The sequence below is a fragment of the Thauera phenolivorans genome (assembly GCF_001696715.1).
Taxonomy (GTDB): Bacteria; Pseudomonadota; Gammaproteobacteria; order Burkholderiales; family Rhodocyclaceae; genus Thauera; species Thauera phenolivorans.
The window spans coordinates 133,652-148,139 of record NZ_MBFM01000004.1 but is presented as its reverse complement, the minus strand read 5'-3'; the positions used below and the strand labels follow the sequence as shown (position 1 = coordinate 148,139).

The window sequence follows — 14,488 nt, the reverse complement described above, 5'->3', positions numbered from 1 at the left end:
GAGAACCGATGTACGAATCCTTCTTCAAGCTTCGCGCCAAGCCCTTCCAGCTCAACCCCGACCCGGCTTTCTACTACGGCAGTCGCGGCCACCGGCGGGCGATGGCCTATCTCGAGTACGGGCTGCACCAGAACGAGGGCTTCATCGTCGTCACCGGCGAGGTGGGGGCGGGCAAGACCACCATCGTGCGCAGCCTGCTCGAGAGCCTCGACGCGTCGAAGGTGGTCGCCGCCCACCTGGTCAGCACCCAGGTCGAACCGGGCGACCTGCTGCGCATGGTCGCCGCCGCCTTCGGCCTGCCCACCCGCAATCTCGACAAGGCCGAGCAGCTGCTCGCGCTGGAAACCTTCCTGGTGAAGACCACCGCGGCGGGCAAGCGCGCGCTGCTGGTGGTGGACGAGGCGCAGAACCTCAGCCACGCGGCGGTCGAGGAGCTGCGCATGCTGTCGAACTTCCAGCTCGAGGACCACGCCCTGCTGCAGAGTTTCCTCGTCGGCCAGCCCGAGTTCCGCGACATCATGCAGGGCGAGGCGATGCAGCAGCTGCGCCAGCGCGTGATCGCCACCTACCACCTCGGCCCGCTCGACGCCGACGAGACCCGCGCCTACATCGAGCACCGCCTGCACCATGTCGGCTGGGAGGGCGATCCCGCCTTCGGCCCCGGTGCATTCGAGGCCATCTTCGCCTTCACCGGCGGCATTCCGCGCAAGATCAACACCTTGTGCGACCGGCTGCTGCTCGGCGCCTTCCTCGCCGACCGTCACGAGATCGACGAGGCGGCGGTGGCCGAGGTGGTCGAGGAGCTCAAGCACGAATTCGCCACGCCGCGCGCGAGCGTGCCGGCCAACGGCAGCGCGCAAGCGGCGCGCCGGATGCAGACACTCGCCGAATTCGACGATCTGCCGCCGCTCGATCTGCCGCCCGAGCTCGCCTCGCAGGTCGCCAGCCTGGCCCAGAACTTCGACGTCCAGCGCATCGAGGCGCGCATCGCGCGGCTCGAGCATTCGCTGTCGGCCGCGCTCGAGATCCTCAATCAGGTGTTGCAGGCCAGCCGCCGAGAGAACACGCCGGGTGAGAAGACCTCATGAACGCCAAGCAGCCGGAATCGCGCATCGTCAACGCCTTCACCATCGATGTGGAGGACTATTTCCAGGTGTCCGCCCTCGAGCCGCATTTTCCCCGCGAGAAGTGGGACAGCGTGCCCTGCCGCGTCGAACGTAACGTCGAGCGCATCCTCGCCCTGCTCGAACGCCATGAAGCGAAGGCCACCTTCTTCACCCTCGGCTGGCTCGCCGAGCGCTATCCGGCGCTGATCCGCCACATCGCCGACGCCGGCCACGAGATCGCGAGCCACGGCTACGGCCACCAGCGTGCGAGCGCGCTCACGCCCGAGGCCTTCAGCGCCGACATCGTGCTCGCCAAGGCGGTCCTCGAGGACATCAGCGGCCAGGCGGTTCATGGTTACCGCGCGCCGAGCTTCTCGATCGGCCTGGGCAACCTGTGGGCACACGACTGCATCGCCGAAGCCGGTTACCGCTACAGCTCGAGCGTGTACCCGGTCAAGCACGACCACTACGGCATCCCGGACGCGCCGCGCTTCCCTTGGCGGCTGGACAACGGCCTGGTCGAGGTCCCGGTCAGCACGATGCGCTGGCTCGGCCGCAACTGGCCCGCCGGCGGCGGCGGCTTCTTCCGCCTGCTGCCCTACCAGGTGTCGCGCTGGCAAATCGCCAAGGTCAATCGCGAGGACGGCCGGTCGGCGATCTTCTACTTCCACCCGTGGGAAATCGATCCCGAGCAGCCGCGGGTGCGCGAGGCGAGCGCCAAGACCCGCTTCCGCCACTACATCAACCTCGAGCGGACCGAGCGCCGGCTCGAGCGCCTGCTCGCGGATTTCGCCTGGGGCCGCGCGGACGAAGTGTTCCGCGACGCCGCCTGAGCGCGGAGCCGTGGAGGAACGCATGGACAGACTGCCGCTTCAGATCAAGACCTTCAGCCCTGCCGACGCCGTGCGCTGGGACGCCTTCGTGCGTGCCTGCCCGCAGGCGACCTTCTTTCACCTGTCGGCCTGGCAGGGTATCACCGAAGAGATCTTCCGCCACCGCACCTTCTACCTGTTCGCCGAGCGCGCCGGCGAGATCGTCGCCGTGCTGCCGCTCGCCGAGGTCAAGAGCTGGCTGTTCGGTCACGCGCTGGTGTCGCTGCCCTTCTGCGTGTATGGCGGCATTGCCGCCTATCCGGAGGCCGAGCCCGACGCGGTCGCACTGCTCGAGGCGGAGGCCGAGGCCCTCGCGCGCAGGCTGGGCGTGCAGCACCTCGAGTTCCGCAACCTGCAGCCGCGCCACGCCGACTGGCCGCAGCAGGAGCTCTACGTCACCTTCCGCAAGGAGATCCTGCCCGAGGTCGAGGACAACATGCTCGCCATCCCGCGCAAGCAGCGCGCGATGGTGCGCAAGGGCATCAAGAACGGGTTGGTCGCCCAAATTGATGACGACGTCGAGCGCTTCTTCGCGCTCTACGCCGACAACGTGCGCCGCCACGGCACGCCGGCGCTGCCCAAGCGCTTCTTCGCCCGCCTGCACGAAGTCTTCGGCGAGGACTGCGAGGTGCTCACCGTCACCGATGCCGACGGCCGGCCGTTGTCGAGCGTGCTCAGCTTCTACTTCCGCGACGAGATCCTGCCCTACTATGCGGGCGACGACCTCGCCGCGCGCGAGTTCGCGGCCAACGACTTCAAGTACTGGGAAGTCATGCGCCGCGCCTGCGAGCGTGGCTGCAAGGTGTTCGACTACGGCCGCAGCAAGGTCGGCACCGGCCCCTACAGCTTCAAGAAGAACTGGGGCTTCGAGCCGCAGCCACTGTCCTACGAATACCGCCTTTACAAGCGCGACGGCGTGCCGCAGAACAACCCGATGAACCCCAAGTACCGGCTCTTCATCGCCTTGTGGAAGCGGCTGCCGCTCGGCGTGGCGAACACGCTCGGGCCGCACATCGTCCGAAATTTGGGCTGAGGAGCGTCGGGGTATGCAGGATGAGGCAGTGATGCGGGCGGACATCGCAACGAATTTCGAGGGGATGCGGATGCAGGGCTTTCTCGCCGTGGTCGCGGTCTTGCTCGCCACTTTCGTCTGGGTGGTCGGCTGGTACTGGCCCACCGCGGCCGACATGGCCGGCATCTGGTGGCGCTCGGATACCTTCGCCCACGGTCTGGTGGTGCTGCCGATCTTCCTGTGGTTGGTCTGGCGCAAGCGCGAGCTCGTCGGCGGGCTGTCCCCGATGCCGGCGCCCGCGATGGTGATGGCGATCGCGGCCGCGGGCTTCGTCTGGCTCCTCGCCGAGCTCGTGAGCGCGGCGTCGCTGGCGCACTTCGCGCTCACCGCCTTGCTGGTCGTCAGCTTCGTCGCCGCAATCGGTTGGCGGCTGGCACGGGTTCTGGCCTTCCCCTTGCTCTTCCTGTTCTTTGCCGTGCCGGTCGGCGAATTCCTGCTGCCGACGCTGATGCACTACACCGCGGAATTCACCGTGTTCGCGCTCAGGGCGACCGGCATTCCGGTCTTTCAGGAAAACCTGTTCTTCGTCGTGCCCAATGGTCGCTGGTCGGTCGTCGAGGCGTGCAGCGGCCTGCGCTACATGGTCGCCTCGCTGATGGTGGGCTCGTTGTACGCCTACCTGAACTACACCAGCCTCAAGCGCCGCCTGCTGTTCATGCTGGTCGCGCTGCTGGTGCCCATCGTCGCCAACTGGATCCGTGCCTACATCACCGTGATGGTCGGCTATACCTTCGGCAACGAGTTCGTCGAAGGCTTCATCCACATCGTCTATGGCTGGGTGTTCTTCGGCATCGTCATCTTCGTGATGTTCTGGATCGGCAGCTTCTGGCGGGAGGGTGCACCTGCCACGCCGACGGCAACCGTATCGCCGGCGCCCGTCGCGCCGCGAAGCTGGTTCACGCTGCTGTCCGCGGCTGCGGCGATCGCGTTCTTTCCCCTGCTGGCGTCGCAACTGCAGAAGCCGGTCGAACCCTTCTCGGTGGCGCTCGCCGCACCTGCGGCCGTGGACGGCTGGCAGGCGGTCGAAGGCGAGGCGCTGGCGTATCAGCCGAGTTTCCGCGGCCACCGTGGCGAGCTGTACCAACTCTATCGACGTGCCGACGGCGCGCAGGCTGCGCTCTACATCGCCTACTACGCGGAGCAGCGCCAGGGCGAGGAAATGGTGATGTTCGGTAACACCCTCAACGGGCGCGAGGGTTCGGGCTGGCGTCGTCTGCGCACGGTCGATACCCGCGTTGCGGTCGGGCCGGTGCGCGAGGCGATCCTGAAGCGTGGCGACAACCACCAGCGCGTCCTGAGCTGGTACTGGATCAACGGGCGTGTGATCAACAACGACTACCTCGCTAAGGCCTTGCTGGCGCTCGATCGGCTCACCGCGCGGAAGGACGACTCCGCAGTGATCGCCATCACCGTTCCCGCAGCGGAGTACGGCGAGGACGGCCGGGTGGTCGCGGAAGCCTTCATCGAAGATTTCGCCCCGGCGATCGAGGCGATGCTGGCGGGCGTCGAGGCGCGCCGATGAGCGATTCGCGCCCACTGGTTGCGCATGTGCTGTACCGATTCGACGTGGGCGGTCTCGAGAACGGTGTCGTCAATCTCATCAATCGGATGCCTGGCGAGCGCTTCCGCCACATGGTCGTGGCACTCACCGACTGCGTTCCGGCATTCTGCGAGCGCATCACCCGTCCCGACGTCGAGCTGGTCTCACTGCACAAGCCCCCAGGGCATGGCGTCAAGCTCTATCCGGCCTTGTATCGCCTGTTCCGCGAGCGTCGGCCGGCGATCGTGCACACCCGCAACCTCGCCGCGCTCGAGGCGGTGGTGCCGGCGTGGGCGGCGAGGGTGCCGGTGCGCGTCCATGGCGAGCACGGCTGGGATGTCTCCGATCCACACGGCGAGCGGCGCAAGTTCCGGCTGATCCGGCGGCTCTACCGTCCCTTCGTCAGCCGCTACGTCGCGCTCTCCGGCCACATCGAGCGCTACCTCATCGACGGCGTCGGCGTCGCGCCCTCGCGCGTCGAGCGCATCTGCAACGGCGTCGACAGCGTCCGCTTCAGCCCCGCGCCCGGTCGGCCAGGCCTGCACGAGTCGCCCTTCCAGCGCGTCGGCGAGGTGATCGTCGGCACCGTGGGCCGGCTGCAGGCGGTCAAGGACCAGCTTACCCTGGTGCGCGCCTTCGCGCGCGCGATCGAGAAGGGCGGAGACGCGGCCGCTCCGCTACGGCTGGTGATCGCCGGCGACGGTCCCTTGCGCCGCGAGCTCGAGGCCGAGATCGCACGCACTGGCGTCGGCGATCGGATCTGGCTCGCCGGCGAGCGCCGCGACGTGCCGGACGTCATGCGTAGCCTCGATGTCTTCGTGCTACCTTCCCAGTCGGAAGGAATATCCAACACCATCCTCGAAGCCATGGCCTGCGGCTTGCCGGTGATCGCGACCGCGGTCGGCGGTAACGGCGAACTGGTGGTGCAGGACGAAACCGGCACCCTGGTGCCGCCGCGCGACGCCGAAGCGCTCGCCGACGCCCTGCTGCACTACGCCGCCGATCCGGTGAAGCGCATCGAGCAGGGCAGGGCGGGACGCGAGCGCATCGAGGCCGGCTTCAGTCTCGATCGCATGATCGAACGCTACGCCACGCTCTATCAGTCCCAGCTCGACGCCGCGGTGCGTCGCGGGCGCTGAGCACACGAACACGAGGATTTGCGCATGTGCGGCATTGCAGGACTTTTCGACACTCGCGGCAAGCGCGACTTTTCGCGTGAACTCGTGCAGCGGATGAACGACGTCCAGTTCCATCGCGGGCCCGATGAAGGCGGCTTCCATTTCGAACCCGGCGTCGCGCTCGCCCATCGCCGGCTGTCGATCATCGACCTCTCCACCGGCCAGCAGCCCCTGTTCAACGAGGACGGCTCGGTCGCGGTGGTGTTCAACGGCGAGATCTACAACTTCCAGCAGCTGGTGCCGGAGCTCGAGGCGCTCGGCCACGTCTTCCACACCCACAGTGACACCGAGGTCATCGTCCATGCCTGGGAGGCCTGGGGCGAAGACTGCGTGCAGCGCTTCCGTGGCATGTTCGCCTTCGCGCTGTACGACCGCAATCGCGACACCCTCTTCCTGGCGCGCGACCGTCTCGCGGTGAAGCCACTGTTCTACGCGCTGCTCGACGACGGCACGCTCGCCTTCGGTTCCGAGCTGAAGGTGCTGATGCAGCACCCCGGGCTCAATCGGGAGCTCGACCCGCTCGCGGTGGAGGAGTACTTCGCCCTCGGCTACGTCGCCGAACCGCGCACGATCTTCGTCGGCGCGAAGAAGCTCGGCGCCGGCGAGACCCTCTGCATCCGCCGCGGCGAGCCGTTGGCCGAGCCGAAGCGTTACTGGGACGTACGCTTCACCCTCGACAACCCGCTCTCGCTCGAAGACGCCACCGCCGAACTCACCGCGCGCCTGCGCGAATCGGTGCGCCTGCGCATGATCTCCGAGGTGCCGCTTGGCGCTTTCCTCTCCGGTGGGGTGGATTCGAGCGCGGTCGTCGCCGTCATGGCGGGCCTGTCGGACACGCCGGTCAACACCTGCTCGATCGGCTTCGACGATCCCAAGTTCAACGAGTCCGAGTTCGCCCAGATGGTCGCGGACCGCTACCGCACCAACCACCTGCTCGAGACGGTGAAGTCCGACGACTTCGACCTCATCGACACCCTGGCCGCGCTCTACGACGAGCCCTACGCCGACAGCTCCGCGATCCCCACCTACCGCGTGTGTCAGCTCGCGCGCAAGAAGGTCACGGTGGCCTTGTCGGGCGACGGCGGCGACGAGAGCTTCGGCGGCTACCGGCGCTACCGTTCCTTCATGATGGAAGAGCGGCTGCGCGAGAAGGTGCCGGACGGCGTACGTCAGCCCCTGTTCAGCCTGCTCGGCCGCGTCTACCCGAAGGCCGACTGGGCGCCGCGGGTGTTCCGCGCCAAGACCACCTTCCAGGCGCTCGCGCGCGATTCGGTGGAGGCCTACTTCCACAGCGTCTCGATCCTGCGCGGCGACATGCGTACGCAGCTTTTCTCGGCCGATTTCCAGCGCCGCCTCGGCGGTTACGACGCACTCGAAGTCTTCCGTCGCCATGCCGCGAATGCGGAAACCGACGACCCGCTCGCGCTCGTCCAGTACCTCGACCTCCATACTTATCTGGTCGGTGACATCAACACCAAGGTCGACCGCGCCAGCATGGCGCACTCGCTCGAGGTGCGCGAACCCCTGATGGACCACCCGCTGGTCGAATGGCTCGCCAGCCTGCCGTCCTCGCTCAAGATAAGGGGTGCCGAGGGCAAGTACCTGTTCAAGAAATCCATGGAGCCGCTGCTGCCGAACGAGGTGCTTTACCGGCCGAAGAAGGGCTTTGCCGTGCCGCTGGCGCGCTGGTTCCGCGGTCCGCTCAGGCAGCGGATGCGCGATGCGGTGCTGGGCGAGACCCTCGCCGCCACCGGCATCTTCAACCGGAACTACCTGCAGCATCTGGTCGACGCCCATGAGTCGGGCGCGCGCGACTACAGCGCGCCGCTGTGGACCCTGCTGATGTTCGAAGCCTTCCTGCGCAACAACCAGAGTCAAAACACGCCGTCGCCCGCCGCAACCGAATACGCCTGAGCCTCATGCGCATCCTTCATATCCTCGATCACTCCATCCCACTGCACAGCGGCTACACCTTCCGTACCGCGGCCATCCTGCGCGAGCAGCGGGCGCTGGGCTGGGAGACGTTCCACCTGACCTCGCCCAAGCAGGGTGAGACGGCGACCTGGGTCGAGGAGGTCGATGGCCTGCGCTTCTACCGCTGTCCGGTGCCCGAGGCCGGCCCGGCGGGGATCAACGAATTGCGGCTCATGCGCATCACCGAAGCCCGGCTGGAGCAGCTCGCCCGCGAGCTCAAGCCCGATGTGCTGCATGCCCATTCCCCGGTGCTCAATGTCATCCCGGCGATCCGCGTCGGCAAGCGCCTCGGCATTCCGGTGGTGTACGAGATCCGCGCCTTCTGGGAAGACGCCGCGGTCGACCACGGCAGCACCGCCGAAGGCAGCCTGCGCTACCGCGCCACGCGCGCAATGGAAACCTGGGCGTTGAAGCGCGTCTCGCACGCCTTCACCATCTGCGAAGGCCTGCGCGCGGACATCGTCGCCCGCGGCGTTCCCTCGGCAAAGGTCACCGTCATTCCGAATGCGGTGGATGTGGAAGGCTTCCAACTCTCCGGAGAACCCGACCCCGAACTCAGGCGTCAGCTCGGCCTGGAAGGCTGCACCACGGTCGGCTTCGTAGGGTCTTTCTACGCCTACGAGGGCCTCGACCTGCTGCTCGACGCCTTCCCCGCGCTGCTGCAAAAGCGCCCCGAGTTGCGTCTGCTGCTCGTCGGCGGCGGTCCGCAGGACGCGAACCTCAAGGCACAGGCGCGGCGGCTCGGCGTGGCCGACAAGATCGTCTTCACCGGTCGAGTGCCGCACAGCGAGGTGAGCCGCTACTACGATCAGATCGACCTGCTCGCCTACCCGCGTCACTCGATGCGCCTCACCGAGCTCGTTACCCCGCTCAAGCCGCTCGAAGCGATGGCGCAGGGGCGTCTGTTCGTGGCCTCCGACGTCGGCGGCCACAAGGAGCTGATCCGCGACGGCGAGACCGGCAAGCTGTTCAAGGCGGGCAGTGCCGACGCGCTTGCAGCGGCGATCGGCGACATGCTCTCGCATCGCGAACGTTGGCCGATGATGCGCTCGGCGGGGCGGGATTTCGTCGAGCGGGTGCGCAACTGGAAGAACAGCGTCGCCAACTATGCGCCGGTCTATCGCCGCCTCGCCGGAGTTACCGTTGACTGACGTTCGCCCGCCAATCCTCTACCTCGTGCACCGCATCCCCTATCCCCCGAACAAGGGGGACAAGGTGCGCTCGTTCAACATCCTGCGCCAGCTCGCGCGGCACCACAGGGTGTTCCTCGGCACCTTCGTCGATCACCCCGACGACCGCGTCCATGTGGAGCGGCTGAAGGCGTGGTGCGAGGACGTGTGTGCGATCGAGCTGAACCCCCGGCTCAAACGCGTCGCCAGCCTGTCGGCGCTGCTCGGCAGCGAGGCGCTAAGTCTTCCCTACTACCGCGACGCCCGGCTCGCCGAGTGGGTGCGCACCACGGTCAACCGCGAGCGCATCGCGCAGGCGGTGGCCTTCTCCGGGCCGATGGCGCAGTATCTTGCGCCGCTGCGGCTGGAGCGTGCGATCGTCGATTTCTGCGATGTCGATTCCGCCAAGTGGTCGCAGTACGCTGCCGATCGACCCTGGCCGCTGTCGTGGTTGTACCGGCGAGAAGGGGCGCGGCTGCTCGCCTTCGAGCGTGCCGCAGCGAGCAGGGCGGACAGCAGTCTGTTCGTGACCGAGGCCGAGGCCGACCTTTTCCGGCGCGCGGCGCCTGAAGCCGGTGATGGGATCCGCGTCATGCAGAACGGCGTCGATGCGGATTACTTCGCACCCGGTGCCGGGTTCGATTCGCCCTATCCGGCCGGCCGTCCGGTCGTTCTCTTTACCGGCGCGATGGATTACTGGCCCAACATCGACGCAGTGAGCTGGTTCGCCAAGGACATCCTGCCCTCGATCCGGGCGCGGCTTGGCGACGTCCGCTTCTGGATCGTCGGCATGAACCCCGCACCGGCGGTGCTCGACCTGGCCGGGGAGGCCGTCACCGTCACCGGTACGGTCCCCGATGTGCGCCCCTACCTCGCGCACGCCGATGTCGTCGTCGCGCCGCTGCGTATCGCGCGCGGCATCCAGAACAAGGTGCTCGAGGCGATGGCGATGGCGCGCCCGGTCGTCCTGTCCGCGGCGCCGGCGGTCGGGCTTGCCGCGCAGGACGGTCGCGAGTGCGTGGTCGCGGAGGGCGAGGAGGCGTTTGCCAATGGGGTCGTACGCTTGCTGGGGGATGGCCTCTGGCGGCAGCATATGGGTCAGCTGGCGCGCGACTGCGTGCTGAAGAACTACAGCTGGCAGGCGCATCTTGGCCTGCTCGACGAATTACTCGCGACCGGCGCTGCTGCAGCCGGGCACATCCATCAGGCAGCATGACGACTTCGAGCCTTACCTCCCCTCCCGCAAGCACATCCGAGCGTACCGATACGCCTGCGGTGTGCATCGTGGGTCCGCTCCCGCCGCCTTCCGGCGGCATGGCGAACCAGTGCGAGCAGCTCGTCCGCCTGCTCCGTCAGGACGGGGTCGTGGTGGAGCTCGTGCGCCACAATCCGCCCTACCGACCACGCTGGATCGGCCGGATTCCGGTGTTGCGCGCGGTGTTCCGCCTGCTGCCCTATCTGTATCGGCTCTGGGTCGCGGCGGGACGGGCGGACGTCATGCACATCCTCGCCAACTCCGGCTGGGCCTGGCATCTGTTCGCGACGCCGGCGGCCTGGATCGGCCGCGCGAGGGGCGCCGGCGTCATCATCAATTACCGGGGCGGCAACGCCGACCGTTTCTTTTCGCGGGCGCCGCGCCATGTGCTGGCGACCCTCGCGAGGGCAAATGCGCGTGTCACGCCGTCTGGCTTCCTGCAGCGCGTGTTCGCCCGGCACGGGCTGGACGCGACGATCGTTCCCAATATCGTCGACCTGTCCCGCTTCAGCGCCGTGGAGCGCCCGCCATTCGGCGATGCGCCCCACCTGATCGTCACTCGCAACCTCGAGCCGATCTATGACATCCCCACCGCGATTCGCGCCTTCGCGATCGTTCGGCAGGCATTCGCCGGCGGCCGGCTCACCGTCGCCGGCAGCGGCCCCGAACTGGGCCGGCTGCAGGCACTGGTTGCCGAGCTGGCGCTCGAGGGTAGCGTCGATTTCTGTGGTCGTGTCGATAACGCGAACATCCCGGCGCTCTACGCCTCGGCCGACTGCATGCTCAACCCGAGCACGGTGGACAACATGCCGATCTCGATTCTGGAAGCGTTCGGCAGTGGGGTGCCGGTGGTCAGCACCGACGCCGGCGGGATCCCGGACATCGTGGACAATGGCGTGTCGGGTCTGCTCGTGCCGGTCGGCGACGCGGAGGCCATGGGGGTGGCCGCGGTTCGCGTCCTTCGCGAACCCGCGCTGGCCGCCGGACTTCGCGATGCCGGCCTGAAGGCCGCGGCCGCGTATGCCTGGCCCACCGTTCGCGAACAGTGGCTTCGCGTGTACCGGTCGGTCGCCCGCCCTGGCCGTGGTCCTATTACTTCGAGGATGAGTTCGAATGCGTGACCTGATCCTGTTGCTGATCATCGTCCCGGGCGGCCTGATGGCGCTCAGGCACCCGTTCGTCGGCGCAATGATGTGGACCTGGATCAGCATCATGAATCCTCACCGAATGGCATACGGCTTCATGTTCGATGCGCCGGTGGCGATGTTCATCGCAGTGTGCACCCTGGTCGGGCTCCTCGCGTCGAAGGAAAAGCGAAATCCCTTCATCGGCGCGCCCGTGACCTGGCTGGCGATTCTGATCGGCTGGATGTGCATCACCACCGTGTTCGCCTTCGATACTGCCTCGAGCCTCGGCATGCTGGAAAAGGTGCTGAAGATCGACCTCATGGTGCTCGTCACCTTGATGCTGATCCGCACCAAGCGGGAAATGATGGTATTTGCATGGGTGCTGACCCTTTCGGTGGCGTTCTTCGGCATCAAGGGCGGCATCTTCACGCTATCCACCGGAGGCGCGTTCCACGTCCGCGGCCCATCGGGTTCGTATCTGGAAGAGAACAATTCCCTGGCGGTAGCGCTGATCATGACCGTCCCAATGCTCCGCTTCCTGCAGACTACGCTGGAGAAGGCTTGGCAGAAGCATGCAATGACGGCGGCAATGGTGCTTTGCGGTGCGTCGATCCTCGGATCGCAGTCGCGGGGCGCCTTGCTCGCCGTCACGGCGATGCTGACGCTGCTCTGGTGGCGGGGGAAGAACAAGCTCGCAACCGCGGTTATCTTGTTGTCGTGTGGGGTCGTATTTCTCTCCTTCATGCCGGACACATGGTGGGAGCGTATGGGCACGATGCAGACCTACGAGGAGGATCTTTCGGCAATGGGCCGCATCAACGCGTGGTGGATGGCGTTCAATATTGCCAAGGAGAACCTCTTCGGGGGGGGCTTCAGTATCTACAACGCCTTCGTCTACAGCATGTACGCACCCGACCCGACGATGATCGTGTCCGCCCACAGTATCTATTTCCACATGCTGGGTGAGCACGGCTTTCCCGGACTGTTCATCTACATATGCCTGTGGATCTCCACTTGGATGAGCGCCGGCTGGCTACGCAAGCATGGACGGGCCCAACCCGAAACCGAATGGTGCGTTCAACTCGGTTCGATGATCCAGGTGTCCCTGATCGGTTTCGCAGTGGGAGGCGCCTTCCTCAGCCTCACTTACTTCGATCTGCCTTACAACCTCATGGCGCTCACCGTCGCCGCCCGGGTGTGGGTGCAGAGCAGGGGTTGGCAGCGTGAACTCGCTGGCGATTCGGAGCGCCGGATCCTCGGCATTCCCGTGTTCGTGGGCGACCGACTCGCCACGCCGCCTGCGTCAAGGCTTCAACAGGCGTAGGGCGTAGTTGCGAAGATCGGCGAGCAGCGGCCCGGGATCACGCCGATCCCAGAGGTAGTAGCGCGTTCTCGGGCGAAAGAAGTCGCTGGCGAAGCGCCAGAGCTCCTGGCGAGGCTGGACCTTGAAGAAGGGATCCCGGATCCGGCCGGGCTGCAGAACGATCCGAACCAGACGCTTGAGCTCGGTCGACACCATGCGGCAGCGCAGGTCGTCATTCAGCGGCGGCAATGGCGGCATGCGGCCAAGTCCCTGTACGTGATAAGAGAGGCTCGCGAAGCCGGCCCCGGCATGGACCGCGAGCGGAAAACTTCCCCAGAAGCGGCCGTTGATTTCCATCAGCATCGCATCCCCGGTGGCGTCGTCCAGGCGATACTCCACCATCGCGCAGCCTTCCCAGCCGATCGCCTGCAGCAGCGCGATCGAGCGCTCCTGAAGCGCCTGATGCCGGGATAGCGGCACCGCGTCGCACACGCTCGAGAAGCCGCCCTCGGGCGGCCACTCTGCGATGCGCAGATGCTGGAAGCGCCGGATCGCCGTACCCTCGTGCATGAAGAAGAATTGTCCGAGGCCCCGCCCCGGGCAGTATTCCTGGATGAGCGGCCAGATCCCAGCCACCGCGAAGCGCTCGCCGATCCTGCGCAGGCTCGCGGCGTCGGCGGCGTATTCCAACTTCTGCAGGGTGAGACCGTGGCCATGCAGGAGAGGCATGGCGGCGATCGGATCAGCCCATTTCACCACCACCGGATAGTTGAGGTCCTCGCAGGCTGCCTCCCATTCCTCCAGGCTCTGTGCTGAGCGAGTGCGCGGCACGCGAATCCCCACGCTTTCGGCCAGCGCGAGGGTCCGGGCCTTGTCGAGCACACGGGCGAAAGTCTCGGCTTCGGGTGCGATCACCTTCACCGGGCCGAAAGCATCCCGGTTCTCAATCAGCCACTTCAGGTCGGTCTCCGAGATGCCGAGCAGGATCGCACCGCCGTACTCTTCGCCTAGCGCGCGGATGCGCCGCACGAGTGCGTCGTTACGTGCGTGCCCGACGACCACGGCGCGCTCGAGGTAGCGGGAAGCGATTCCGATCGATCGTTCGCGGCTGGCGAGGCCGACGACGCGAACACCGGCGCGGCCCAATTCCCGGATCACGCCGACCCCGATCTGTGTCTCTATCCCGAGGACGAAGCAGGGCAGATCGGTCTGGAGGGAGTTTTCGGTCATCGAAATCCTTGCGGGTCAGAACGGGAGCCGCCGCGCGGCCTGCCCGGCAAAGCGCCGGAGGGTCGCGAGTCGGCCCACGTCGGCGAGGCTTGCATCACGAGGCATGTCGTGAAGTGGGGGCATTGATCGGAGCCCGGCAGTCGGGAAGCTGTCGCGATTTTCGCCGAGAAAGCGGCACAGCCTTTCGAAGCGGCCCGCCACGACGCGGTCCGGCTGGCTTGCGCCGGCGCGAAGCATCTCGAAGTTGTGGGAGAGGATCGTGAAGCAGGGGTGATTGCGGTCGGCTGAATTCTCGATCGCATGGCAAAGCTCGGCAACGCCACAGGCGCCGATCTGCGCATGGCGGAGGCTCCCCCATCCATCGCGAAATACCGTCATTGGCAGCAGTTTCAGCCCGTCTCGCTCGCGCGGGAAGTAGAAATCACCTTCTGCGCGAACGTCCTCGCCGGAATACGGATAGAGCATGTTGAGGCTGGAATCGACGTCGAGGCCGCATGCCTTGACGGCAGTCAGGGTGTCGGCGTTCGCAGCGAAACTGCCGGCCCGAAACGCGGTGATCTCACGGTTACCCGCCTCGGCAAGCAGCGCGAGGCCGCGCCGCATCAGCGCCGTCTGTTCCTCGCGAGAGTAGTGGATCAGGTGCTGGCGCTTGAAGGGCTTGT

At 66.6% G+C, this 14,488-nt stretch carries 12 protein-coding genes; 10 read left to right on the top strand and 2 right to left on the bottom strand.

The genetic code is table 11. The annotated features are described in order from the left end of the window. Nucleotides 1-8 precede the first annotated feature (8 nt). Genes BB334_RS10580 through BB334_RS10535 form a run of 10 tightly spaced genes read left to right on the top strand, consistent with a single transcriptional unit; the run spans nt 9 to nt 12,617 of the window. Entirely contained in the window at nt 9-1,088 is a 1,080-nt protein-coding gene (locus tag BB334_RS10580) for an XrtA/PEP-CTERM system-associated ATPase (protein ID WP_068808300.1), read from the top strand. Then, nucleotides 1,085-1,939, top strand: a complete 855-nt coding sequence (locus BB334_RS10575) for an XrtA system polysaccharide deacetylase (RefSeq protein ID WP_068808297.1) — start codon at nt 1,085-1,087, stop codon at nt 1,937-1,939. Before BB334_RS10580 ends, BB334_RS10575 begins: the two co-directional genes overlap by 4 nt. A gap of 22 nt (nt 1,940-1,961) precedes the next feature. Continuing rightward, the gene (locus BB334_RS10570) at nt 1,962-3,011 is read left to right on the top strand and encodes a FemAB family XrtA/PEP-CTERM system-associated protein (protein ID WP_068808293.1); all 1,050 of its coding nucleotides are present in this window, start codon (nt 1,962-1,964) and stop codon (nt 3,009-3,011) included. A 13-nt stretch (nt 3,012-3,024) separates the two neighbouring features. Beyond that, on the top strand, nt 3,025-4,572 hold the full coding sequence (gene xrtA, locus BB334_RS10565) for an exosortase A (RefSeq protein WP_232756716.1): 1,548 nt from the start codon (nt 3,025-3,027) through the stop codon (nt 4,570-4,572). Then, nucleotides 4,569-5,729 carry a TIGR03088 family PEP-CTERM/XrtA system glycosyltransferase gene (locus tag BB334_RS10560; RefSeq protein WP_068808289.1) on the top strand — a complete coding sequence of 387 codons (1,161 nt, stop codon included), beginning with the start codon at nt 4,569-4,571 and terminating at the stop codon, nt 5,727-5,729. The genes xrtA and BB334_RS10560 overlap by 4 nt, the downstream gene beginning before the upstream one ends. Before the next feature lie 24 nt (nt 5,730-5,753). After that, a complete protein-coding gene (locus BB334_RS10555) occupies nt 5,754-7,682 on the top strand; it encodes an XrtA/PEP-CTERM system amidotransferase (RefSeq protein WP_068808286.1) in 1,929 nt (642 codons plus the stop codon). A gap of 5 nt (nt 7,683-7,687) precedes the next feature. Continuing rightward, a complete protein-coding gene (locus tag BB334_RS10550; RefSeq protein ID WP_068808284.1) occupies nt 7,688-8,893 on the top strand; it encodes a TIGR04063 family PEP-CTERM/XrtA system glycosyltransferase in 1,206 nt (401 codons plus the stop codon). Continuing rightward, complete coding sequence (locus BB334_RS10545; protein WP_068808282.1) at nt 8,886-10,127, top strand: TIGR03087 family PEP-CTERM/XrtA system glycosyltransferase; 1,242 nt, start codon at nt 8,886-8,888, stop codon at nt 10,125-10,127. The genes BB334_RS10550 and BB334_RS10545 overlap by 8 nt, the downstream gene beginning before the upstream one ends. After that, entirely contained in the window at nt 10,124-11,287 is a 1,164-nt protein-coding gene (locus tag BB334_RS10540; protein ID WP_083200393.1) for a glycosyltransferase family 4 protein, read from the top strand. The genes BB334_RS10545 and BB334_RS10540 overlap by 4 nt, the downstream gene beginning before the upstream one ends. Then, nucleotides 11,280-12,617 carry a putative O-glycosylation ligase, exosortase A system-associated gene (locus BB334_RS10535; protein ID WP_068808280.1) on the top strand — a complete coding sequence of 446 codons (1,338 nt, stop codon included), beginning with the start codon at nt 11,280-11,282 and terminating at the stop codon, nt 12,615-12,617. The genes BB334_RS10540 and BB334_RS10535 overlap by 8 nt, the downstream gene beginning before the upstream one ends. Here the strand turns inward: BB334_RS10535 and BB334_RS10530 are convergent. Together BB334_RS10530 and BB334_RS10525 are read right to left on the bottom strand one after the other, a co-directional pair. Continuing rightward, complete coding sequence (locus tag BB334_RS10530) at nt 12,597-13,826, bottom strand: carboxylate--amine ligase (protein WP_068808278.1); 1,230 nt, start codon at nt 13,824-13,826, stop codon at nt 12,597-12,599. The genes BB334_RS10535 and BB334_RS10530 overlap by 21 nt on opposite strands. A gap of 15 nt (nt 13,827-13,841) precedes the next feature. After that, nucleotides 13,842-14,488, bottom strand: a 647-nt coding sequence (locus BB334_RS10525; protein WP_198531228.1) for a polysaccharide deacetylase family protein, incomplete at its 5' end; no start/stop codon positions are given.

Bases quoted from the DNA above. Each gene is read 5' to 3' on its own strand.
- BB334_RS10580 (WP_068808300.1), top strand. From the start codon at position 9: ATGTACGAATCCTTCTTCAAGCTTCGCGCCAAGCCCTTCCAGCTCAAC.
- BB334_RS10575 (WP_068808297.1), top strand. From the start codon at position 1,085: ATGAACGCCAAGCAGCCGGAATCGCGCATCGTCAACGCCTTCACCATC.
- BB334_RS10570 (WP_068808293.1), top strand. From the start codon at position 1,962: ATGGACAGACTGCCGCTTCAGATCAAGACCTTCAGCCCTGCCGACGCC.
- xrtA (WP_232756716.1), top strand. From the start codon at position 3,025: ATGCAGGATGAGGCAGTGATGCGGGCGGACATCGCAACGAATTTCGAG.
- BB334_RS10560 (WP_068808289.1), top strand. From the start codon at position 4,569: ATGAGCGATTCGCGCCCACTGGTTGCGCATGTGCTGTACCGATTCGAC.
- BB334_RS10555 (WP_068808286.1), top strand. From the start codon at position 5,754: ATGTGCGGCATTGCAGGACTTTTCGACACTCGCGGCAAGCGCGACTTT.
- BB334_RS10550 (WP_068808284.1), top strand. From the start codon at position 7,688: ATGCGCATCCTTCATATCCTCGATCACTCCATCCCACTGCACAGCGGC.
- BB334_RS10540 (WP_083200393.1), top strand. From the start codon at position 10,124: ATGACGACTTCGAGCCTTACCTCCCCTCCCGCAAGCACATCCGAGCGT.
- BB334_RS10535 (WP_068808280.1), top strand. From the start codon at position 11,280: ATGCGTGACCTGATCCTGTTGCTGATCATCGTCCCGGGCGGCCTGATG.
- BB334_RS10530 (WP_068808278.1), bottom strand. From the start codon at position 13,826: ATGACCGAAAACTCCCTCCAGACCGATCTGCCCTGCTTCGTCCTCGGG.